The organism is Mycobacterium sp. JS623 (assembly GCF_000328565.1).
Classification (GTDB): domain Bacteria; phylum Actinomycetota; class Actinomycetes; order Mycobacteriales; family Mycobacteriaceae; genus Mycobacterium.
Map to the genome: position 1 here is coordinate 5,390,316 of NC_019966.1, position 21,522 is coordinate 5,411,837.

The 21,522-nt window shown below is 65.4% G+C and carries 19 protein-coding genes; 7 read left to right on the top strand and 12 right to left on the bottom strand.

Going from position 1 to position 21,522, the window contains the following annotated elements; translation table 11 throughout:
• Positions 1–34: 34 nt before the first annotated feature.
• The gene (locus MYCSM_RS26210) at positions 35–397 is read right to left on the bottom strand and encodes an FKBP-type peptidyl-prolyl cis-trans isomerase (RefSeq protein ID WP_015309199.1); all 363 of its coding nucleotides are present in this window, start codon (positions 395–397) and stop codon (positions 35–37) included.
• A gap of 23 nt (positions 398–420) precedes the next feature.
• Here MYCSM_RS26210 and MYCSM_RS26215 point away from each other — a divergent pair, with 23 nt between their 5' ends.
• Positions 421–669, top strand: coding sequence for a DUF2630 family protein (locus MYCSM_RS26215; RefSeq protein WP_015309200.1), 249 nt, complete (start codon positions 421–423; stop codon positions 667–669).
• Positions 666–2,234 (top strand): phytoene desaturase family protein, encoded by a 1,569-nt coding sequence (locus MYCSM_RS26220; protein WP_015309201.1) that lies wholly within the window; start codon positions 666–668, stop codon positions 2,232–2,234. The genes MYCSM_RS26215 and MYCSM_RS26220 overlap by 4 nt, the downstream gene beginning before the upstream one ends.
• Here MYCSM_RS26220 and MYCSM_RS26225 read toward each other — a convergent pair.
• The 7 genes from MYCSM_RS26225 to pdxH all read right to left on the bottom strand — a co-directional run bounded on the left by MYCSM_RS26225 (position 2,231) and on the right by pdxH (position 11,498).
• A complete protein-coding gene (locus tag MYCSM_RS26225; protein ID WP_015309202.1) occupies positions 2,231–5,371 on the bottom strand; it encodes an adenylate/guanylate cyclase domain-containing protein in 3,141 nt (1,046 codons plus the stop codon). The genes MYCSM_RS26220 and MYCSM_RS26225 overlap by 4 nt on opposite strands.
• Before the next feature lie 48 nt (positions 5,372–5,419).
• Positions 5,420–5,839 (bottom strand): MarR family winged helix-turn-helix transcriptional regulator, encoded by a 420-nt coding sequence (locus MYCSM_RS26230; protein WP_015309203.1) that lies wholly within the window; start codon positions 5,837–5,839, stop codon positions 5,420–5,422.
• A complete protein-coding gene (locus MYCSM_RS26235; protein ID WP_015309204.1) occupies positions 5,829–7,283 on the bottom strand; it encodes a DHA2 family efflux MFS transporter permease subunit in 1,455 nt (484 codons plus the stop codon). Before MYCSM_RS26235 ends, MYCSM_RS26230 begins: the two co-directional genes overlap by 11 nt.
• Before the next feature lie 140 nt (positions 7,284–7,423).
• On the bottom strand, positions 7,424–8,731 hold the full coding sequence (locus tag MYCSM_RS26240) for a citrate synthase (protein WP_015309205.1): 1,308 nt from the start codon (positions 8,729–8,731) through the stop codon (positions 7,424–7,426).
• A gap of 95 nt (positions 8,732–8,826) precedes the next feature.
• The gene (locus MYCSM_RS26245; RefSeq protein ID WP_015309206.1) at positions 8,827–9,489 is read right to left on the bottom strand and encodes a TetR family transcriptional regulator; all 663 of its coding nucleotides are present in this window, start codon (positions 9,487–9,489) and stop codon (positions 8,827–8,829) included.
• A 60-nt stretch (positions 9,490–9,549) separates the two neighbouring features.
• Positions 9,550–10,842, bottom strand: coding sequence for an MFS transporter (locus tag MYCSM_RS26250; protein WP_015309207.1), 1,293 nt, complete (start codon positions 10,840–10,842; stop codon positions 9,550–9,552).
• Positions 10,842–11,498: a pyridoxamine 5'-phosphate oxidase gene (gene pdxH / locus MYCSM_RS26255; protein WP_015309208.1), complete on the bottom strand. Its 657-nt coding sequence runs from the start codon at positions 11,496–11,498 to the stop codon at positions 10,842–10,844. Before pdxH ends, MYCSM_RS26250 begins: the two co-directional genes overlap by 1 nt.
• 116 nt (positions 11,499–11,614) lie before the next feature.
• Here pdxH and MYCSM_RS26260 point away from each other — a divergent pair, with 116 nt between their 5' ends.
• The 5 genes from MYCSM_RS26260 to MYCSM_RS26280 all read left to right on the top strand — a co-directional run bounded on the left by MYCSM_RS26260 (position 11,615) and on the right by MYCSM_RS26280 (position 17,430).
• Positions 11,615–12,742, top strand: a complete 1,128-nt coding sequence (locus tag MYCSM_RS26260) for a citrate synthase 2 (protein ID WP_015309209.1) — start codon at positions 11,615–11,617, stop codon at positions 12,740–12,742.
• Positions 12,739–13,353, top strand: coding sequence for a maleylpyruvate isomerase N-terminal domain-containing protein (locus tag MYCSM_RS26265; RefSeq protein ID WP_015309210.1), 615 nt, complete (start codon positions 12,739–12,741; stop codon positions 13,351–13,353). The genes MYCSM_RS26260 and MYCSM_RS26265 overlap by 4 nt, the downstream gene beginning before the upstream one ends.
• 40 nt (positions 13,354–13,393) lie before the next feature.
• Positions 13,394–13,843, top strand: coding sequence for a VOC family protein (locus MYCSM_RS26270; RefSeq protein ID WP_041315013.1), 450 nt, complete (start codon positions 13,394–13,396; stop codon positions 13,841–13,843).
• Between the two features lie 98 nt (positions 13,844–13,941).
• A complete protein-coding gene (locus tag MYCSM_RS36255) occupies positions 13,942–14,244 on the top strand; it encodes a TM2 domain-containing protein (protein WP_232425663.1) in 303 nt (100 codons plus the stop codon).
• 171 nt (positions 14,245–14,415) lie between these two features.
• Positions 14,416–17,430 carry an AfsR/SARP family transcriptional regulator gene (locus tag MYCSM_RS26280; RefSeq protein WP_015309213.1) on the top strand — a complete coding sequence of 1,005 codons (3,015 nt, stop codon included), beginning with the start codon at positions 14,416–14,418 and terminating at the stop codon, positions 17,428–17,430.
• On the opposite strand, the gene MYCSM_RS26285 is transcribed toward MYCSM_RS26280, so the two are convergent.
• The 4 genes from MYCSM_RS26285 to MYCSM_RS26300 all read right to left on the bottom strand — a co-directional run bounded on the left by MYCSM_RS26285 (position 17,420) and on the right by MYCSM_RS26300 (position 21,368).
• Positions 17,420–17,821 carry a hypothetical protein gene (locus MYCSM_RS26285; RefSeq protein ID WP_015309214.1) on the bottom strand — a complete coding sequence of 134 codons (402 nt, stop codon included), beginning with the start codon at positions 17,819–17,821 and terminating at the stop codon, positions 17,420–17,422. The genes MYCSM_RS26280 and MYCSM_RS26285 overlap by 11 nt on opposite strands.
• Positions 17,822–17,838: 17 nt before the next feature.
• Positions 17,839–18,579: an LpqN/LpqT family lipoprotein gene (locus tag MYCSM_RS26290; protein ID WP_015309215.1), complete on the bottom strand. Its 741-nt coding sequence runs from the start codon at positions 18,577–18,579 to the stop codon at positions 17,839–17,841.
• Between the two features lie 109 nt (positions 18,580–18,688).
• Complete coding sequence (locus MYCSM_RS26295; protein WP_015309216.1) at positions 18,689–20,344, bottom strand: FAD-dependent oxidoreductase; 1,656 nt, start codon at positions 20,342–20,344, stop codon at positions 18,689–18,691.
• 7 nt (positions 20,345–20,351) lie between these two features.
• Positions 20,352–21,368 carry an AurF N-oxygenase family protein gene (locus tag MYCSM_RS26300; protein WP_015309217.1) on the bottom strand — a complete coding sequence of 339 codons (1,017 nt, stop codon included), beginning with the start codon at positions 21,366–21,368 and terminating at the stop codon, positions 20,352–20,354.
• Between the last annotated feature and the right edge of the window lie 154 nt (positions 21,369–21,522).

The following is a 21,522-nucleotide window of genomic DNA, read 5'->3' on the forward strand; positions in this document are numbered from 1 at the left end:
CAGATTTCGAGCGGTAAGGAACGTTCGCCGGCAGCTAGCGGGTGGCCAGCAGGTCGATGACGAAGATCAGCGTCTTGCCGGAGAGGCGATGCCCACCGCCGTCCGGACCGTAGGCCTGCTCCGGCGGGATGGTCAGCTGGCGACGGCCGCCGACCTTCATGCCGGGAATGCCGTCCTGCCAGCCCTGGATCAGGCCGCGCAGCGGAAACTCGATCGACTCGCCGCGATTCCACGAGCTGTCGAACTCTTCGCCCGTGTCGTACTCGACGCCGACGTAGTGCACCTCGACGGTGCCGCCGGGAACGGCCTCTGCGCCGTCGCCGACGACGATGTCCTTGATGACGAGGTCCGTCGGCGCGGGTCCGTTGGGAAACTCGATCTCTGGCTTGGTACTCATCGCACTCACCGTAGTCTGGGTTCGTGGCCAAAGATGAAGACATTCTTGCTCAGGTCAACAAGCTCGTCGCCGAGGAACAAGAGCTGCGGGCCAAGCTGCAGAGCCGCGAGATCGACGAGTCCGAGGAGCATCAGCGGCTGCGTTCGGTAGAGGTGGCGCTCGACCAGTGCTGGGACCTGCTGCGGCAGCGCAGGGCACTGCGCGAGACCGGCGGCGACCCGCGCGAAGCCCAGGTGCGCCCGGCCGATGAGGTCGAGGGCTACCTCAACTGAACCAGCGCCACCACTCCGGAGCCGCCGGCCCGGCGGCATTCGATGTCGTCATCGTCGGCGGCGGGCACAACGGCCTGGTCGCCGCCGCGTATCTGGCCCGCGCGGGCCGCAGCGTGCAGGTGCTCGAGAGGCTCGACCACGTCGGCGGTGCGGCGGTCTCCGCGCTTGCGTTCGACGGTGTCGACGCGCGGCTGTCGCGCTACTCGTATCTGGTCAGCCTGCTGCCGCGGCGCATAGTCGACGAGCTCGGCGCCCGCGTCCGACTGATCCGCCGGCGCTACTCGTCCTACACACCCGATCCGTCGACGGCCGGCCGCACCGGCCTGTTGATCGGTCCGCCATCGACGTTCGGAGCGGTCGGGGCTTCCGACGACGAGGCCGGGTTCGCCGAGTTCTATCAGCGATGCCGCGGTGTCACGTCGCGGTTGTGGCCGACGTTGTTGCAGCCGCTGGGCAGTCGCGATAGTGCGCGCCGCCATGTCGGCGACGACGACGCGTGGCGGTTCATGGTCGACGAGCCCATCGGTGAGGCGATCACCGCCGCGGTATCCAACGATCTGGTACGCGGCGTGATGGCGACCGATGCGTTGATCGGTACGTTCGCACGCGCCGACGACCCGACCCTGAGGCAGAACGTGTGCTTCCTGTACCACCTGTTGGGCGGCGGCACCGGCGACTGGGACGTCCCGGTCGGCGGCATGGGCGCAGTCACCGGCGCGCTGGCCGCGGCGGCCGCCGGTTATGGCGCTGAAATCCTCACGGGCGCAGACGTTTACGCGATCACGCCCGACGGCGAGGTGAGCTATCGCCGCGATGGCCAAGAGCATCAAGCGCACGCCGATGTCGTGTTGGCCAACGTGACGCCGACGGTGCTGGCGCGTCTACTGGGCGACCCCGAGCCGACGTTGACGCCCGGCGCTCAGGTCAAGGTCAACCTGATGCTTCGCCGGCTGCCACGGCTGCGCGACAACCGCGTCACGCCCGAGCAGGCATTCGGCGGCACCTTTCACATCAACGAGACATTCAGCCAACTCGAGCTCGCGTACACGCGCGCCGAGCACGGCGTGGTGCCCGATCCGCTGCCGTGCGAGATCTACTGCCACTCGCTGACGGACCCGAGCATCCTGTCGGACCGGCTGCGGGAGTCGGGTGCGCAGACGTTGACCGTCTTCGGCCTGCACACGCCGCACAGCCTGATCGCCGGCGGCGACCCGGATCGCGCGCGGGACGCGTTGACATCCGCAGTGCTGAACTCGCTGAATTCCGTTCTCGCCGAGCCGATTCAAGACGTTCTGCTGGAGGATGCGGCCGGTCGGCTGTGCATCGAGGCGAAGACGACGGTGGATCTGGAGCAGACGCTGGCGATGACCGGCGGCAACATTTTTCACGGTGCGTTGCAGTGGCCGTTCGCCGAGGACGACGAACCGTTGGACACACCCGCGCAGCGCTGGGGCGTGGCGACGGCGCACGACCGAATCATGCTGTGCGGCTCGGGATCTCGTCGCGGCGGGGCGGTGTCGGGCATCGGCGGTCACAACGCCGCGATGGCGGTGCTCGAGAGCTAGGGCATCTGCGCGGCCAACGCAATATGGCCCTCGAAGCCGAGGTCGTTGGCCATGGCGCGGTAGCGGTCCCTGAAGTCGCGATAGGTCGAATCGTCACCGCGGGCTCGGGCAAGCAGCGCGCCTAGCCGCAGCATCGTGACGTCTCGGACGGCCCAGGCGTGACCGACCTCGAGACCTGACAACCTGTGGACCGCAGCTTCAGCCTCCACCCGGTCATCCGGCGTACCACGCGCGAGCAGCAACTCAACGAAAATCCCTGTGGCTGTGTCGCAGTTGATGAAGTTACCCGAGTTGAACAATTCGTCCGTGGCGGCACGCGCTTGATCTACCGCTCGGTCGATATCCTGGGCGGCCGTTTCTCGAGCGACGAACAATTCCAAGCCCGACACGATGTTCATGGCGTAGCGTTCCTTGACGCAGGTATCGCGTAGCTCGGCGAGCATGGCAATCCCGCGTGCACGATCTGCAGCAGAGCCGCGGTGTACCAGCGCGATGCCCAATGACATTCGCACGAGCACCAACGGCAGGTCCTCACTCGACCGCTCGGCGAGCTGAAAGGCTTCATTGATTTCCGCCAATGCAGCGTCATCAATCAACAGCACTCCGCGACCGACAGCCACATACTTGTAGGCAGCGGCGACTGCCAGAGAGGCGGCGTCGGCTGTGCGCGTCATCGCCACCGCTTCATCGAGGTCTTTTCGCCACCCGTCGAGACCCACCGTGCTGCGAGCGAAACCGCGAAACGCCAAACAATTGCCCATCGGAGATCCCACCATGAATCCCGCGGTTGGGATGTCGCCGGCAGCCAGCCCGATTGCTCTTTCTGTCCATCGCAAGACATCCGTCATCTCGTTCGCCTGCAACTTGGCGACACACGCCGGGATGGTCAGGCCCACTGTCAACGTCGGGTCGCCGATTGACTCGACAATCGCCATTTGTTCCGAAGCCTGCCGAGACGCGTCAAAGATTCGTCCGTGCAGGACATGCTCCATCGTCAGGCCCGCCATGCCAATGGCAAGAGATGCTTTGTCTCCCGCCTCGTTGCAGAGCTTGCGTAGTTCGTCGAAGCGTGTCGATAAGTCTGGATGAAAACGACGAAATGCCGTGCTGCACAGCAGGCTTCGTGGCGCAATGCGCATCTGCAGGCGATTTGGATGGTTGGCGGGCAGCGCCTCGGCCACCTGGACCGCCCGTTCCCAGCTGAGCTGCGCCGCGGCGTTGTCGCGGTTGATCGACCATTCGCCTGCCCGCATATGCCACTCGTATGCGTCGACCAGCTCACCGGCCGCCTCGAGATGCTCGGCGATCAAGGCCGCATTCTGATCTTCGTGCTGGATTGCGGCGGCTAGCCGCCGGTGCAGCTGCGCTCGGTCCGATTTCAACTGCGACTCGTATGCGACCGCGCGGATCAGCGGATGCCTGAAGGCAAATTCGGATCGAGACCCGAACGCTGTTTGATCGATCAGTTCAGCAACGATTAGATCGTGCACAACGAGCTCGACCTCCAGCGCCGCCAGCATTTCTGCGTCGAATTGCGACCCGATCACGGCCGCAGCATTCAATGTGCGCTTCGCTCCCGGGTCGAGGCGGTCGATGCGCGCAGCTATCACCGCTTGCAATGAGCTGGGCACGCTGACATCGCGTGCGGGCGCGACGCACAGATAGCAGCCGCGGCCGCCGATCAACACATCCCTCTCAGTGAGGTCGCGAACGATCTCCTCGGCAAAGAACGGATTGCCGCCAGCCCGGTCGGCGACGAGCCCCGCCAGCCCCGTCACCGACCTGTCGTTGCCGAGCAGTTCAGTACTCAGCTGCGCCATCTGCGTATCGTCCAACGGCTCAAGGGCGATGGTCTGCGATCGTGGCGCATGAGCAAGTGCGCCACCATATTCCGGTCGGTAAGTGATGAGTACGATTGACCGCGTTCGAGGCACGACGGCCAAGAAATCCACGAGCATCGCTTCGCTGACTCCGTCGACCCAGTGTGCGTCCTCAATCACATAGACCGTCGGTGAGTTTCTGGCGAGGACGGCCGTATTGATCATTGCGGCCATCCGGCGCCGGCGCGCATCGGGATCGATCTGAGGCAGTTCAGTCGCGGGGTCAGCGATGCCCACTAAATCCTCCAGGAGGCGGAGATCCTCTTCGTCTGAATCCGAATACCGCGCCCGCACCAGCGACCGCGCCGCCTCGGGAGTCAAACCGGTTGAACCTGTGGCAGCCCGTAGCAGGCCGGCCGCGGCGTGAAATGGAACGTCAGTGGTGTGCGACTCGCAGTAAGTGGTGAACACATCGAAGCCCAGATCGCGCGCGCGCGAGGTGATTTCACGGGTCATACGACTCTTGCCGATGCCGGGCGGCCCGACAACGCCGACAACACTTCCGTGACCGTTGGCTGCTCGGTCGAGAAGTCCGCCGAGGGCCTCCATCTCCCACTCCCGACCGACGAATGTTGTCTCGATTCGCGCCGTTCTCCGTGCTGCGGATATGGCGAGCAGACGGCGCGTCGGTAACGGCTCCTGCGCACCTTTGACAAGAACGAACTCCGGTTCTCCTAACACGGCATTCTTCTCGACCAACCTCGCGGTCGACTCGGTCAACATCACCCCGCCGGCCGGCGCGACCGACTCCATGCGCTGCGCCATCCCGACCTGCTCGCCGACGGCGGTGTAGGTCAAGGGGCCAGAACCGATCTCGCCGGTGATAACCCCGCCGGAGTTCAGTCCCACGCGCAGCTGCAACTTGACGTGGTCACGATGCTCAACCTCGGTGTCGAGGTTCTTGACGTCCTTCTGAATATCCAGGGCCGCCCTGCAGGCGCGTAAAGCGTGGTCCTCGAGAGCGACCGGCGCGCCGAACACCGCCATGATTCCGTCCCCGGTGAACTTGTCGACCGTGCCGCCATAACGTTGGACGATCGCCGAACACCGGTTGAACAGCTCCCCCATGATTTCGCGCAGTCGTTCGGCGCCCAGTGTGGCCGCAATGTCCATCGAATGGACGACGTCGGCGAACAGTACGGTCACTTGCTTGTATTCAGCATGGCTGTCGGCGGTTGCGAAGGGCGAACCGCAGGCGTCACAGAATCGGGCGCCCGCGCGTGGCTCGGCGCCGCAGGTTCCGCACGGTGTCGCCACGCCTCAATCGTGCCGCCGACGCAGTAGCGAGGCTATGAAATGGCACGATTACTTCGGTACGACCTCGTCGAGGATCGCCTTCAGCGCTTTGAGCTGGGCATGGTCGAGGGCGGACAAGGCGTGGGGCGCCGGATCCTCGACCGCATCGATCTTGGCGACCACGTCGCGGCCGGCATCGGTCAAAGAGACGACCTTGCACCGACGGTTGTTCGGATCGGTTTCACGGACCACCAGCCCGCGCTCCTCGAGGTCATTGACGGCGACCGTCGTCGCGGGAGCATCCATCGTCGCGGCGTGCGCCAACTGCTTGACCGTCATCGATTGGCGAATCAGCCGTTTGAGGACGCGAATCCTGCTGAATGGCAGCCCGGACTGTTCGACGACCGCCCGCTTCCAGCCGTCGCGGTTGTCGTGCACCAGCGCGGCCATCGCCCGCCAAACCTCGTCGGCCAGAGCATTACTTGACATCTGCGTCCTCCAACCGGGGCCCTGCGATCAACGGTGCCAACCGGGCGGCCGAGCGCAACGCACGCTGCGACGTCGAGAACAGACCCATGACGAGGATCGCCACACCCAGTCCCGCGCACACCAACCACAGCGGCCGGGCCGCAACCGCGAAGTCCGCGCCCGTCGTCGACAACGCCGAGCCCAACACCGAACCACACAGCGCCACACCGACACTCACGCCCACCTGCCGGCTGGTCGAAGCGACCGCAGAGGCGGCGCCTGCCCTGTCGGTCGGCATGCCGCTCACGGCCGCGTTGGTGATGGGCGCGTTGACCATCGAGAAGCCGACGCCGAAGACCGCGAAGATCACCAGCAGCTGCCACACCGCGGTGGTTATCGTCAGCCGAGTGAGCAGCAGCGTCGCCGCGGTGATCAGCGTGCCCGCGATCAGCAGCGAGGGTCGCGCACCGAACCGGCCGACGAGCCGGCCCGACAGCGGCGAAAGGACCAGCGCGCCAACGGCTATCGGCAAATAGAGAAGCCCGGTGTGCATCGCCGAGAAGCCCCGCTCGACCTGAAGGTACAGCGAGATCATGAACAGGAAGGCGCCCCATGAAGCGAAGGCGCACACCGCGATCATCGTCGCCGACGCGAACGGGATGCTGCGGAAGAAGCGCAGATCGATGAACGGATCGTGGCGGCGCGACTCGTAGCGCAGAAACGCGATGAACGCCAGCGCCGCGACGACGCCGACGATGACGATGCGCACGTCGGCCCAGCCCCTCACCGGGCCCTCGATGAGCACATAGACAAGCCCGAACAAGAACGCCATGCCAAGGCCCTGGCCGACGGGATCGACGTCGCGCATGGTGATTGACCGGGACTCGGGCACGAAGATGGCCGTCAGCACGATTGCCAGCGCGCAGATCGGCAGGTTGATCCAGAACACCGCGCGCCAATTGACCAGTTCGATGAGCAGGCCGCCGACCATCGGACCCAACGCCATCGAGATGCCGACCACGCCGCCCCACACCCCGATTGCCCGCGCGCGCTCGACTCGGCCGGTGAACACCTGCGTGATGATCGACATCGCGACCGGGTTCAGCATCGAACCGCCGACGGCCTGCAGCATGCGCGCAAGAATCAAGACCTCGATGTTGGGCGACAGGCTGCAGAGCAGCGAGCCGAGCGCGAACACCGTCAGCCCGATCTGGAAGGTACGCCTGCGTCCGAAGCGGTCAGCGGTGGCGCCGGAGAGCAGCAGCAGCGAGGCCAGCACCAGCGTGTAGATGTCGATCACCCACTGCAGCTGCGACGCTGTTGCGCGCAGGTCGGCGCGGATGTTGGGAATGGCGACGTTGACGATGGTCGCGTCCATCGACACGATCAGCAGGCTCAGGCAGCAGGACACCAGGATGATGCCCTTGCGCCGAGCGCTCAGTGATCGGACGACAGTTTCATTCACACAACGATTGTGAAACTACAACTGTTCGCGATGCAAGCGAGGGTGCCGTGAATTGCGTCGCACGACGTCGAGTGTGGGCTTGTGCCACGCTTCGGGTGCTCCGAACGTGCGGGTAATCCACGTTCGGCGGAGGCGGAAAACTAGCGGCCGTCAAGCGCCTTGTAGTCGCGCTCCGTGTAGCCGGTGTAGATCTGGCGCGGACGGCCGATCTTGCCGCTGCCGTCCTCGTGCATCTCGCGCCAATGGGCGATCCAGCCCGGAAGCCGGCCGACCGAGAACAGCACGGTGAACATCCGCGTCGGGAAGCCCATCGCGCGGTAGATCACGCCGGTGTAGAAGTCGACGTTCGGGTACAGCTTGCGCTCGACGAAGTAGTCGTCGGTCAGCGCGACCTCTTCCAGCGCCTTGGCGATGTCCAGCAGCTCGTCGTCGCCGCCGAGCTTGCCGAGTATCTTGTCAGCCTGCTCCTTGACGATGCGCGCCCGCGGGTCGTAGTTCTTGTAGACCCGGTGGCCGAAGCCCATCAGCTTGACGCCGTCTTCCTTGTTCTTGACCCTCTTGACGAAGTCCTGCACATCGCCCTCGGACTGGCGGATCTTCTCGAGCATCTCCAGCACGGCCTGGTTGGCGCCGCCGTGCAGCGGACCCCAAAGCGCGTTGATGCCACCGGAGATCGACGTGAACAGGTTCGCCTGCGAGGAGCCGACCAAACGCACCGTCGACGTCGAGCAGTTCTGCTCGTGGTCGGCGTGCAGAATCAGCAACAGATCAAGGGCCCGCACGATCTCGGGATCGACCGCATACGGCTCGGCGGGGAAGCCGAACGTCATCCGCAGGAAGTTCTCCACCAGGCTCAGCGAGTTGTCGGGGTACAGGAACGGCTGGCCGACCGACTTCTTGTACGCGTACGCCGCGATGGTCGGCAGCTTGGCCAGCAGCCGGATCGTGGACAGCTCGACCTGCTCGTCATCGAACGGGTCCAGCGAGTCCTGGTAGTACGCGGACAGTGCGTTGACTGCGCTGGACACCACCGGCATCGGGTGCGCGTTGCGCGGGAAGCCGTCGAAGAACCGCTTGAGGTCCTCGTGCAGCAGGGTGTGCCGCTGGATCTGGGTGGTGAACTTCTCCAGCTGCTCCTTGGTGGGCAGCTCGCCGTAGATCAGGAGATAGCTGACCTCGATGAAGTTCGACTTCTCGGCCAGCTGCTCGATCGGGTATCCGCGGTAGCGCAGAATGCCGGCGTCGCCGTCGATGTATGTGATCGCGCTCTTGGTCGAGGCCGTGTTGACGAAGCCTTCGTCGAATGTGGTGTAGCCGCTCTTGGCCAGCAGCGAACCCAGCGCGATGCCGTCGGCCCCCTCGGTGGCACTGACGATGTCCAAATCAAGCTCGCCGCCCGGGTACGTCAGGCTCGCGTGCTCGCCACCATTGGATGAGTTATCGGCCACGGGAATCCCTTCGTCGCTGCCGGCAATACGGAAGTCTGTCCTACAAAAGGTAGTCCCATTCCAGCAGTCGTGCCCGCGTGGGGTCACGCAGTTCGCTACGCGCGCTGTGCTGCGTTCTGGATTTCTTCCATGAACTCGGCGAATGTCGCCTCCAACCTGGAGACGACGCCGTCGACGCCGCCGACGTTGTCCCAGTCGACGCCCGGCTCGGAAAGGTCGCCGAGCGCAGTCACGATGACCGACCCCCACATCCCGGAGATCAGCCGCAGCCGCCGATCTCCGAGGTCGACGCCCAGCCGCTTGGCCAGCTCGATGTTGACCGCATTGGGCCGGTACTCGAGCGCAGCCTGCTTCAACGTCGGCGAACTCATGATGATCCGCACGATGCACATCATTCGGTCCTCGGACAGCGCCCCGGGCGGTGCGGACTTCGTAGCGGTGTACATCGAGACATACGAGCGGCGCAATGCCTCGAAATGATTCAAGTCGCGGGGCTGGCGCGACAATTCGAGCGCGGCGAGTTCGATTGCGTCGTCGATGAGAGCGAACGCGATGGCGTCCTTTGTTGCGAAGTAGCGACTGAATGTGCGCGGCGAGACTTCCGCAATGGCAGCGATCTGATCGACGGTGGTGCGCTCGAACCCCTGCCGGTCGCATAGTTCGACGGCGGCATCGAGCAGGGTTGCGCGGGTGCGCTGCTTCTTGCGTTCCCGCAGACCGAGGGCCGGCTCCCCCCTGACATCAGCCACGAAGGGCATGCTAACTCCGCGGGGCATTAAATTTCTGAGAAAGTGGCGAAGCCAGACAGTTGGCGCTGGTCACACTTTGTCGCCCTCAGTCACCCGATAGCGGACGAACGCCGGTACCGCCGCCGCGGCGATCAGCACGCCGACCAGCACCAGCCCGCCACCACCGGCCGCTGCGACCGTCGTCCCCACCATCGCCGCGGCCGCCCCGTGCACCGCGTCGGCCAGCCGGGGGCCGCCCGCGACGACCACGGTGAACACCCCCTGCAGTCGGCCGCGCAAATCGTCGGAAGCGGCCTGCTGCAGAATCGTCGAGCGGAACGCCGCCGACACCATGTCGGCCGCGCCGCCAATAGCCAAGAACGCCAACGCAATCCAGAGCAACGCCCCTGCGTGGCCGCGTGCAAATCCACCGGCGACACCGAACCCGATCATCGCCGCACCCCACACCAAAATCGACACCACCACGGCCAGGCCCTGACGCTGAATGCGGGGAAACCAGCCGGAGAACACCCCGCCCGCGACCGCACCCGCCGACATCGCGGCCGCCAGCAGCGCCATCGTGGTACCGCCCTCGACCGGTCCCCCGAAGCTTTCATGCGCCATTTGCGGGAACAGCGCGCGGGGCATGCCGAGGATCATCGCGATCAGGTCGACGACGAACGACATCAGCACGACCTGGTTTCCGGCCAGGTAGCGGAAGCCCTCGAGAACCGAGCGGACCGTTCCGAAAAACGCCCCGTATCCCGACGAGCCGTTGGCGCCGTTGGTAGGTGGCATCGGAGCGAGCCGACACGTCGCCCAAATCGGCGCGATGCACGTGATCGCGTCGATCAGATAGAGCGTCGACAGGTCGACCCAGCGCAACATCACGCCGGCCAGTAGCGGCCCGACGATCGCGCCGAACTGGAACACCGTGAAGTTCAGCGAGTTGGCGGCGGCCAACTGGTCGCCGGGAATCATCCGAGGAATCGCCGCCGAGCGGGTCGGGCTGTTGATCGCATAGAACGCCTGTTGCACCGACAGCAGGCACAGCACCACCCAGACGTTGTTCAGCGCCAGCGCGGCCTGCATCCACAGCAACACCGACGCCAGCGCCAAGCCGATCGAGGCGATGATCAACAACGTGCGACGGTCCATCGCATCGGCCCACGCTCCGCCGAGAAGGCCGAACACGATCAGCGGGACCAAGGCGAACAAACCGGACAGCCCGACGTACGCCGAGTTCTGCGTGAGCGCGTAAAGCTGAACCGGCACCGCGAAGATGGTCAGGTTGCCGCCGATGACCGTGACAATGCCGGACAGCCACAACCGCCGGAAGTCCGGTGTTTTCAGCGGTGTGGTATCGGCGAAGAACCTTCGCACTACGGCTGGAGCCGCTCGATGCGGGTATGCACCGCCACCGGTAGTTCGGTGTCCGTGACTACCCGAATCCTGTTGTGCACCCGGTTTTCCCGGCCCTGCCAGAACTCCACGACCTCCGGTGCGATCAGGTAGCCGCCCCAGTTCGGCGGCACTGGCACCTCGTCCATGTCGGCGAATCGCTGAGTCACAGCGGCCAACTGTTCCAGCAGCGCCGCCCGCGATGCAATCGGTTTTGACTGCTGCGACGCCCACGCGCCGAGCTGCGATCCGCGTGGCCGGTTGCGCCAGTACGCGGCCGTCGCCTCGGCGGACACCTTGGTCACCGGGCCACGCACATGGACCTGGCGGCCGAGCAGAAACCAGGGGAACGTCGCCGACGCGTACGGCGTCGCCGCGAGCTGCTCACCCTTGGCGGAGTCGTAGTTGGTGTAGAAGGAGATGCCGGATTCGTCCACGCTCTTGCACAACACGCTGCGGGTCACCGGCCTTCCCCGCTCGTCGACAGTCCCGACGACCATTGCGTTCGGCTCCGCGACGCCGGCGTCCTCGGCGTCACCTAACCACTTGCGCAGCAGCGCAACCCAGCCGTCGGCGAGCCAGTCCGCATCAAGGTCGGGGCTACCGTCCTTCTCGAGAGCACCGTACTCGACACGCATTCTGGCCAGGTATTCCTCGTCACGTGTGGCCACGCGACAACGCTACGCCCCGCGTGTTCGCCCTCTTGTTACCGACCGGTAGACAGCGGCGACAACCCGAGTGCAAGAATCTGCCCATGACTACGACGTCAGGGGTACCGGAAGACTTCGTTGAGGGGCTCGAAGGGGTCGTCGCCTTCACCACCGAGATCGCCGAGCCGGACAAAGACGGCGGTGCGCTGCGGTATCGCGGTGTCGACATCGAGGATTTGGTCAATCGTCAGGTCACGTTCGGCGATGTGTGGGCGCTGCTGGTCGACGGCAAGTTCGGGCACAGCTTGCCGCCCGCCGAACCGTTCCCGCTGCCGATCCACAGCGGCGATGTCCGCGTCGACGTGCAGGCCGGACTCGCGATGCTTGCGCCCATCTGGGGCTACCCGCCGCTGCTCGACATCGACGACCAGACGGCCCGCGATCAGCTGGCCCGCGCATCGGTGATGGCGCTGTCATACGTCGCGCAGTCCGCCCGCGGCATCTATCAGCCGGCGGTTCCGCAGCGCACCATCGACCAATGCTCCACCGTCACACAACGATTCATGACGCGCTGGCAGGGCGACCCTGATCCCAAGCACGTCGAGGCGATCGACGCCTACTGGGTGACCGCCGCCGAGCACGGCATGAACGCGTCGACGTTCACGGCCCGGGTGATCGCCTCGACCGGTGCCGATGTGGCAGCGGCGCTTTCGGGGGCCATCGGCGCGATGAGCGGCCCGCTGCACGGCGGCGCCCCTGCCCGAGTGATCCCGATGATCGAAGAGGCCGAAAAGACCGGCGACGCACGCGCGGTCGTCAAGGGCATCCTGGATCGCAAAGAGAAGCTGATGGGCTTCGGCCACCGTGTCTACCGTGCCGAGGATCCGCGGGCGCGGGTGTTGCGGGCGACGGCCAAGCGACTGGAGGCGCCGCGCTACGAGGTTGCCGCCGCGCTGGAGCAGGCAGCTTTGGCCGAGCTTCGGGAGCGCCGGCCGGATCGTGCCATCGAGACCAACGTCGAGTTCTGGGCCGCGGTGATCCTCGACTTCGCGCAGGTGCCGACGAAGATGATGCCCGCGATGTTCACCTGCGGCCGCACCGCGGGCTGGTGTGCGCACATTCTGGAGCAGAAGCGGCTCGGCAAGCTGGTCCGCCCGGCCGCGATCTACGTCGGCCCCAGCCCGCGCGGCCCCGAGTCGGTCGAGGGTTGGGACCACGTCGCCAAGTCGTGACTGATCCGGTCGAGATATTCGCTTCGGCGGCACGAAGTTTCGCCGCGTTGGTGCACGACCTGCCGGCCGACTGCTGGGACGGGCCCGGCCTCGGCGAGTGGGATCTACGCGCACTGGTGGGGCACGCGTCGCGCTCGCTCATCACCGTCAGCACCTATCTGCTTCAGCCCGCATCGACCGAGGACATCCACACGCCGCAGGAGTACTACGTCAGGGTGAACCCCGCGGCGCTCGGACTCGCGCTGGAGGGTGTCCTCGAACGAGGCAGGCAGGCGGGCCGGGACCTCGGTGAGGATCCAGCGGCGACGGTCGACTCGTTGGTGGCGCGGGTCCTTGATGATCTCGCCGACGCGGGTGATCCGCTCATCACGGTGATCGGCGGAGCGGGCATCCGGTTGCACACCTATTTGCCGACGCGAACGTTCGAGCTGGCGGTGCATGGGCTGGATATTGCTCGCGCCGTTGGCATTTCGTATACGCAGCCGGTTGAGGTGCTCGAAGAGGCGACGGTGTTGGCGGCTCGCATCGCCTCAGCGCAGGGGCAGGGCGAGACGGCGCTGCTGGCGTTGACTGGGCGCGACGAGTTGCCGCGCTCCTTCTCGGTTGTCTGAGTTCACCTATTTGTCGGTGGCGAGTGGTTGCATGGGCGGCATGGCAATCGAAGTACAACCCTCCCTGTCCCCACACCTCTGCGTCGACGGCGCGGCCGCTGCCATCGACTTCTATACCAAGGCGTTCGATGCCGTTGAACTGGGCCGAGTCCCGGGCCCCGACGGAAAGCTGGTGCACGCAGCGCTACAGATCAATGGATCCACGGTGATGCTCAACGACGACTTCCCCGAGTACAACGACGGCAAGTCGTCGACGCCTGCAGCCCTCGGTGGCACGCCGGTCACCATCCACCTCACCGTCACGGATGTCGAATCGAAGTTCCAGAAGGCCGTCGACGCCGGAGCCACGATCGTCGCACCCCTGGAAGACCAGTTCTGGGGTGACCGCTACGGCATCGTCCGCGATCCGTTCGGGCACCAGTGGTCACTGGGTCAGCCGGTGCGCGAGGTCAGCCCGGAGGAAATCGCGGAGGCGATGAAGCAGGGCTAGGCGTTATGCCGGGCGTGCGGCGAGTTCGCGCGCCCGGCAAGACATTTCCAATCCTGCCTCCAACCGAACTCCAAGCGCCGGTCTGCATGATCGCCGGTATGACAACGCCACAACCACACCAGGTGAACGCTCCTGGTCAAATTCAGCAACCGGTGCACGCAGTTGACGCCGCAGGCAGGCCGCTGTCGGACAAGAGCAAGCTGACCGCCGGGTTGCTTGGAATCTTCCTTGGCAGCTTCGGGGTCGGCCGGTTCTATCTGGGCTACACCACCATCGGAATCGCTCAGGTAGCCGTGACCTGGCTGACCCTCGGAATCGGCGGGATCTGGCCGCTGGTCGACGCCATCTTCATTCTGGCGGGCAAGGTACCCGACGCGCAGGGACAAACCCTGCGCGGTTGAGCTCGCTGCATCCAACATCGAGCAGGACACGACACCCGACCAGAACCGCGGTAATGCCTTGGCGCACACAGCGTTGAGACGGCCGCCTCCCAGCGAATCAGCTGACCAGCCGAATCCGCCGACCACATGTATCGTCTCGGCAAACTGAAACATCGCTGAGGGTCGGGTGAGATGGTCGAGTATTACCTGTCGGGCGCTGTGGAGGCCCGTGTCGAAGGCGCGACCGCACCGCTCGGCGGACCCAAGCAAAGATGCGTCTTGGCGGTACTGCTGGCCAATCACGGCACGGTGGTCGGCAATGGCCGGCTCATCGATTGCGTGTGGGAGGAGGAACCGCCGGCGAAGGCGTTGGTGTCGTTGCGCTCCTACGTGGCCAACCTGCGCAAGATCCTGAACACGACCAGCGACGCCCAGCGCCAACGGCTCGAATCGCGCCCCTACGGCTACCAGCTGAACCTGCTGCAGGGCGACTGGATCGATCTGCACCGGTTCGAAGAGCTGGTTTCGGCCGGCAGGGCCGCGTTGATCCGCAACGACCCCGCCGGTGCGGCAGGCGCACTCAACGAGGCTCTTGCGTTGTGGCACGGAGATCCCTTCGGCGAGTTCGCCTTCCGTGATTTCGCTGCCCCCGACGTGCTGCGCTTCGCCGAGCTGCGGACTACCGCGATAGAAGCGCGATTCGATGCCGAGTTGATGCTCGGTGTCGCCGGTGACCTGATTCCGGAAATCGAGGCCGCGGTGGCACAGCACCCGCTGCAGGAGCGGCTGTGGGGACATCTGATGCTGGCCCTTTATCGGTCGGGCCGGACGGCGGACGCGCTGCGTGCGTTCGACCGCGCCCGCGCCACCCTCGACCGGGAAATCGGGACGCGGCCGGGAGAAGGCCTGCAGACCCTTTTTCAGAAGATCACCGATGGCTCGGCAGACCTGCTTGCCGAGCCCGCTGGCTGCCAACTCCATACCGAACCCGACGCACCCCTTGCGCTCTTCGTCGGCCGGGATTCGGAGATGAGTATTGTCACGACCGCCGTGCGCAGGGCGAGCGCCTGCATCGGCGGAATGACACTGATGACTGGTGAAAGCGGAATCGGCAAGACATCGCTGGCGCAGGCCGCCGCCGACCAGGCCCACGGGAGCGGCATCACCGTCGCGTGGGCCGGTCACCCGACCGGCATCACGCTGCCGCAGCTCTGGACGTGGATTCAGCTGCTGCGACAGCTTGGCACCGCCCTTGGCGAGACCGGCCGCCGGGAGGTGCGCCGCGCTGCGCCCGGCGTCGTCGATGCGCTGGTTCCGGAGTGGGGACACGCCGACGAGATCGGTTCGGGGGTTGGCGTGCCCGCTACGGGCTTTGCTTTGATCGAGGGCATTGTCATTGCACTGCAAAAGCTTTCGGCGATTCAACCGCTGCTGCTCGTTCTCGATGACCTGCACGTGGCCGACGAGGCGTCGATTGACGCGCTGGCGCTGCTGGCCGCGGAGTTTCCGCGCGTGCCCATCCAGATCATCGGCAATTGGACATACTTCGGTGCGGACCGACCGATGAAACGGCAATCGTTCGAGCGCCTGCTCAGATCAAACGACATCGCCACCGTGCATCTACGCGGCATCGACCGCACGGCCGCCGGGCGCCTCGTCGACGCGATCGTCGGCGAGCCGACCTCTGCGGCCGTGCGGGACGAGGTGTGGCGCCAGTCCGGTGGCAACCCGTTCTACATCAAAGAGCTCGCAAGGACGCTCGACACCGCGACCGGTCCGCCGGAGGCGGTGGTCGGCGTGGTCGGCCGGCGACTGGGGGTTCTCGAAGACACGGCTCGACGTGTGCTGAGCGCGGCAGCCGTGGTCGGCCCCGAGTTCGACGTAGCCGAACTCGCCGACATCGTCGACCTGTCGATTTCGGCTGTCCAGGCCCGGCTTCGGCCTGCGTACGACACCGGCCTAATCGACGAATCGGTCGAGCGTCCCGGGGCTTACCGGTTCAGTCACGGTCTGGTCCGCGACGGACTGCTCGCGCAGCTGGCCACCACCGATCGCACCAGCGTGCACGCCGCGGTGGCAACCACCCGCGCGGCCGCCGTCGCAACCGCCGCATACGAGGACAGCATCGCCGCGGCGGATCACGCCTGGCGAGCGGGCGCTGAGCTGAATGCCGAGACAGCGCTGGACATCCACGAAACCGTCATCCAACGAGCGCTGAATCGGTCGGCGTACGACGACATCGCCGGGCTGGCCGAACACGCGCTGCAGGTTTCCGACAGGCTGCCGGCCAAACCAGAACACCTGGAACGGCAGGCCACGCTATGGCTGCACCTTGCCGGGGCGAAGGGCATTCTCGAAGGCCAGGCCAGCAAGGCCGCCTCCGACGCGGTGCAGCGCGCATTCGAGATCGGCAGCGAAGTCAAGGGCCGAAGCTTCTACGGGGCGATGGCCCTTCAGTGCATGATGCTGTGCGCGTATGGACGCATCGAGGAGACCTTCGTCATCGCCACCGGGCTGCGCGAGCAGTACGAGAAATCCGGGGACCCCGACATCGGTATCGCCAGCGACTTCGCGCACGCGATGGTCTACTCCTTACGCGGTGACGCCGAGGCACTCATCGCCACGGGCAAGCACATGATGAGCACGTTTCCACCGCCGGAGACGGTCACCGATCCGCTGCACTTCTTTCATCCACGCGTCTACTGCTGGATGGCCTTGGCAGAAGCAATCCGCGGCGACGACGACGCCATGAGCGAATACCTCCGATTGGCAAGGGAACTCGCACAAAGCAGGGGCGACGTGTTCAACATCCTGGCCGCCAAGCTCACATTCATAGAATGCGCGGCGATTCGCGGAGTCGTCGAGGGTACCGCGGAGCTGGCCGACGAAGTCGACCGCGAGTTCTGCGCAGCAGGCGGCCAGCAGTGGGCGGCATGCGCCAGGATCATCCGGGTATGGGCGCAAACCCTCGATACCGGCGACGCCGACCCTGCTGTCGCGTTCGAGGCATTCGAGGTGTTCGCCAGCGACGGGTCCGTGGCGATGCACCCGACGTTCCTTGCCCTGCTGGCCGACATCGAAGCTCACCATGGCCGACTCGACAGCGCGCGCGAATTGCTATGGCGGGCCAAACATTTGGCCGACGCCACCGGTGAACACGGCGAAGACCGGCTGATCGCCGAACGAATGGCTGCGTTCAAGCCTTAGCTGCGGCTTCGGGCAGCGCCTCGCGCCATTGCCGCCACACCGCGCGGTCCGTCATCAAGTCGAGCACATTGCCGAAACCGCTTGGATAGACCAGAGATACCAGCCACTGACGGGAATCACCCTGACTGATTTGGAAACCGCCGCGGTAGAACTGGCGCAGCCACTTGATCGCGAGTTGGCCGCGATCGAATTCGAAGATCACCACCGGTTCACCCGCCGCGAGCCTCTCCTGGTAATCGGTCAGACCGAGTTCCTCGTCAACCCATTTGGAATACTCGGAGGCGACGCAGCGCAAGGTCGTATCCGTAAGCTCCAGTTCGACGTTGACCCACCAGGAGTTCCCGCGGCTCTTCAGTAGATAGGCCTTGGTGTGCGGAGGGGCGCTCGACATCTTGTTGCGTCCGCCCGTCAGGTGGTGATGGTGATGGATTTGTCGATGGCCTCGAGCGCATCGAACAGCGGCTTGCTCTGGTCTTCGTTGCTGGTCGCGTTCATCTGCAGGACGTAGAGGCCGCCGGGTCCTTGGATCACCACCGTCTCCTGACCGGACGCGGCCTTGATGCCCTGCAGGTCGTACTCGCCTGCAATCCGGTACGCCGGGAACCCGGACACCGTCGCCGTCTCGTCGCCAGCCGGAACGAAGCCCGGCAGGTTCTTCATCTCACCACCCGCCAGCTGCAACAGTTTGTCGGGATCGGCGGGACCGTCCAGCTTGGAAAGCAGCGCGATGATGTTCGGCGTGTAATTGGCGCCCTGCGCCTCCGGGCCGGTGTAGACAAGCGCGCCGTAGGCGTATTCGGGGGTGTCCTCGCCGGCGCTCTGCCAGCCGTCGGGCAGCTGGATGTTGACCTGTGGAGCACCCGGTTCCCCTTCGTGCACCGGAGTTTCGGTGATGTGCTGATCGCGGATGTAGTCGGCGATAGTGGGGTTCGCCGCGCCCGCGCCTGCCGCGTCCAGCCCCCGGGGTTGCAGCTTGCCGGTCGGCGCCGCCGCTTTGGTTGACGTCGCAGTCGCCAATGCACTGCTGCTCGAGCTGTGCGTTGTGGTGGCCGAAGCGTTGTCTTTGCTACCACCCCCGCACGCTGAGAGCGTTGCGGTCAAACAGACTGCGGTGAATGCGGCGACCATGTGCCGGCGCTGCATCTGCATCGTGCCTCCTCGTCGGTGTCCAGCGGACGTCGGACACGTCCGCTGGCACACCGTAGAGGCGATGGATTGGAATCTGATTGAAGCCGGCAGCGCCGTAGGTTGGAATGGCTCAGCGGAACAGTCGGGCGAGCAACCTCTGCCGCACAGTAGGCGCGGGCGACGCCGCCGCGGCCGCGAGCATGTCGGTGACCGCGGTGAATTTGTCGCGCGGCCGTACCCCCGCCCCGCGAGCGATTTCCGCGGCGTCGATCGCCTTCCACCCCGCGCCGTCGATCACGTCGGGCCGTCGGCTGCGCACCAATTTGTCGAGTGCCTTGCCGGCAGGGTCGGCCAGCACGCCGCGGTTGTAGTCGGCGACAAGGTTGTGCACGGTCTGGGCCGCGCATGATTTGTTGGTTCCGATGAAACCGGTCGGGCCGCGTTTTATCCAGCCTGCGACGTAGCTTCCCGGCGCCCCGATGACGCGGCCGCCGTCGTTCGGCACCACCGCTGCGGATTCGTCGAACGGCAGCCCGCGAATGGGCTTGCCGCGGTAGCCAATCGAGGTCAGCACCAAGCCGCCCGAGACCGTGCGAACCTCGTCGGTATTCGTCACGGTGAATTCGACACCTTCGGCGCGCGCCTTTCCGACAACGCGTTTCGGCGTCAGGTGGTAGGCGAGCCGGATGCGGGGCCGCGTCGCGGGCGCTGATGCATCGCCGAGCTTGGAAAGGATCTCGAGTTTGTTGCGCGTCAACGGATCTGACGCCGCCGCCAGATCGCGCAGGACCAGATCTTGGTCGGCCGTGTCGAGCACCACGTCGCACGTCGACGTCAGCCCGATCAGCTCCGGCAGCGTGAACGCCGAATCGGCGGGCCCGCGCCGGGCCGCGATGACGACCTCGGTGACCTTCGACGCCCGCAACGCGGCCAGCGCGTGACCGGAGATGTCGGTGCGGGCCAGCGCGTCCGGGTCGGTGGTCAGGATGCGCGCGACGTCGAGCGCGACATTGCCGTTGCCAATGATCACTACCCGCTCGTGGCCCAAATCTATTGGCAGATCGGTGTATTCGGGATGGCCGTTGATCCACGCCACGACCTCGGTTGCGCTGCCGGTACCCGGCAGCCCCATCCCGTCGATGTCGAGTCGACGGTCGTTGGGCGCGCCGCTCGCGTACAGCACCGCGTGATGATGCTCGAGCAATTCGGCGTGCGTCAGGTCCGATCCCACCTCGACGTTGAGATAGAACCGGAACGCCTGCCGCCCGGCGATCCGGTCGAACAGCTTCGTCACCCGCTTGGTGCTCTGGTGGTCCGGGGCGACCCCGGCCCGCACCAAGCCGTACGGCGTCGGCAGCCGTTCGAAAACATTGACCCGCACGCCCTGCTGGGTGAGCAGTTCGTCGGCTGCGTACATGGCCGCGGGTCCGGATCCGACGATCGCCACCGTCAGGGGCCCGCCGTCGCGCGCCTCGACGTATGGCGCCTCGATGACGGGCGCCAGCTTCGACGTCGGCGGCAGCTTGGTTTCGCGCTTCGGGTAGAACGCAGCGTTCAGCTCGACGAACGGCAGCTGCTCGGGCTCCAGCTTGGTGGCCGGTGCGATCGCCCCGACCGGGCACGCGCTCACACACGCTCCGCAATCCACGCACGCCGCCGGGTCGATGTAGAGCATCTCGGCGGTGGCGAAGCCCGGCTCGTCCGGTGACGGATGAATGCAGTTCACCGGGCAGGCGTAGACACAGGACCCGTCGCTACAGCACGACTGGGTGATTACGTGCGGCATGAAGGTCCTACGCGGCTGCCACCACGTGCTGCCGCTGCGGTTCGCTGCGGTAGCGACTGGGCCGGCCGTCGATTTTGCAGATCCGCCACACGAGCCTCGCGATCGGGTTGTTCAGGCCGGTGTCCTTGCAGAGCATCCGGACGTCACCGAACATATCGCGCAGCATCTGCCGGGACTCCGGTGAGCGGAAGAACACTTCCTTGCGCACCGAGCGCGGAATGTCGAATTCCCTCCAGAACGCCTTCGGCGGCACGATGATCGCCGAGCACAGCACACGCATCACGATCGGCACGTAGATCGACAGCCAGAACCGCTTGCGCCGCGGCAGCGCCGGGATGCGCTTGCGCAGATATTCATGAGCGAAGGAGATGTGGCGGGCCTCCTCGGCCACGTGGATCGCCATCACCTTTTCCATGATCGGATGCAGCGACTTGCCTTCGCGCAGAACGTTTTTCTGCGTGTGGTCGATGGGTTCCTCGCCTGCGAGAATGCCGAACCAGAACGGGATCGGCAGCGGCCGTGCGACCAACGGGATCAACGGCTGCACCCACTTCAGCAGGCGCGGCATGCCCGGCACATCGGCGCCGATGCGGTTGACCATCTCCTGGAACATCATCGTGTGGTTGCACTCTTCGACCGCCTCGTGCAGGCAGTACCGATACTCCGGTGAGCCGTTGGGCGTCCAGAACGAGTACTCCATCAGGCCACGAATCAGGATCGACTCGAAGTGCAGGCCCACCTTGGCGACGTTGGCCTGGCGCCACATGCCGATTTCGATCTGCCGTTCCAGCGTCTGCGCCTGGTACCAGGGGTGGCGGCCCAGCGGATCGGTCGCGGGGAGCACCCAGCGAGGGTCGTTCGGGAACACCGCGAACTCCGGCGAATTCCAGTCGATGTCCGTGTACGGATTGAAGTTGCGCCGCACCGACCCCTCGGACAGTGTGGTGAGCATCTCCACGTACTCGGTGTCGTCGCTTACCTCCATGTTGCGACGCCACCGGCGGACCAGCCTTGTGCGAGCCATTTTCAGCCTTCCAGGTCTCCCCATGAGGTTTACATTTGAGCCCTAATGTCCAACGACGGTACCGCAGGTATCGCATATTGAACAGCCCCACTTCTGCGATGTGGCGCGTCGGCCCTGCACATCGGACATGTGACGGAGGCCACACTCGATGGTC

Excerpts from the sequence above, each read along its gene's own strand:
- MYCSM_RS26210 (WP_015309199.1), bottom strand. The coding sequence starts at position 397 with ATGAGTACCAAGCCAGAGATCGAGTTTCCCAACGGACCCGCGCCGACG.
- MYCSM_RS26230 (WP_015309203.1), bottom strand. The coding sequence starts at position 5,839 with ATGTCAAGTAATGCTCTGGCCGACGAGGTTTGGCGGGCGATGGCCGCG.
- MYCSM_RS26245 (WP_015309206.1), bottom strand. The coding sequence starts at position 9,489 with ATGCCCTTCGTGGCTGATGTCAGGGGGGAGCCGGCCCTCGGTCTGCGG.
- pdxH (WP_015309208.1), bottom strand. The coding sequence starts at position 11,498 with ATGCGTGTCGAGTACGGTGCTCTCGAGAAGGACGGTAGCCCCGACCTT.
- MYCSM_RS26260 (WP_015309209.1), top strand. The coding sequence starts at position 11,615 with ATGACTACGACGTCAGGGGTACCGGAAGACTTCGTTGAGGGGCTCGAA.
- MYCSM_RS26270 (WP_041315013.1), top strand. The coding sequence starts at position 13,394 with ATGGCAATCGAAGTACAACCCTCCCTGTCCCCACACCTCTGCGTCGAC.
- MYCSM_RS36255 (WP_232425663.1), top strand. The coding sequence starts at position 13,942 with ATGACAACGCCACAACCACACCAGGTGAACGCTCCTGGTCAAATTCAG.
- MYCSM_RS26280 (WP_015309213.1), top strand. The coding sequence starts at position 14,416 with ATGGTCGAGTATTACCTGTCGGGCGCTGTGGAGGCCCGTGTCGAAGGC.
- MYCSM_RS26285 (WP_015309214.1), bottom strand. The coding sequence starts at position 17,821 with ATGTCGAGCGCCCCTCCGCACACCAAGGCCTATCTACTGAAGAGCCGC.
- MYCSM_RS26290 (WP_015309215.1), bottom strand. The coding sequence starts at position 18,579 with ATGCAGATGCAGCGCCGGCACATGGTCGCCGCATTCACCGCAGTCTGT.
- MYCSM_RS26295 (WP_015309216.1), bottom strand. The coding sequence starts at position 20,344 with ATGCCGCACGTAATCACCCAGTCGTGCTGTAGCGACGGGTCCTGTGTC.
- MYCSM_RS26300 (WP_015309217.1), bottom strand. The coding sequence starts at position 21,368 with ATGGCTCGCACAAGGCTGGTCCGCCGGTGGCGTCGCAACATGGAGGTA.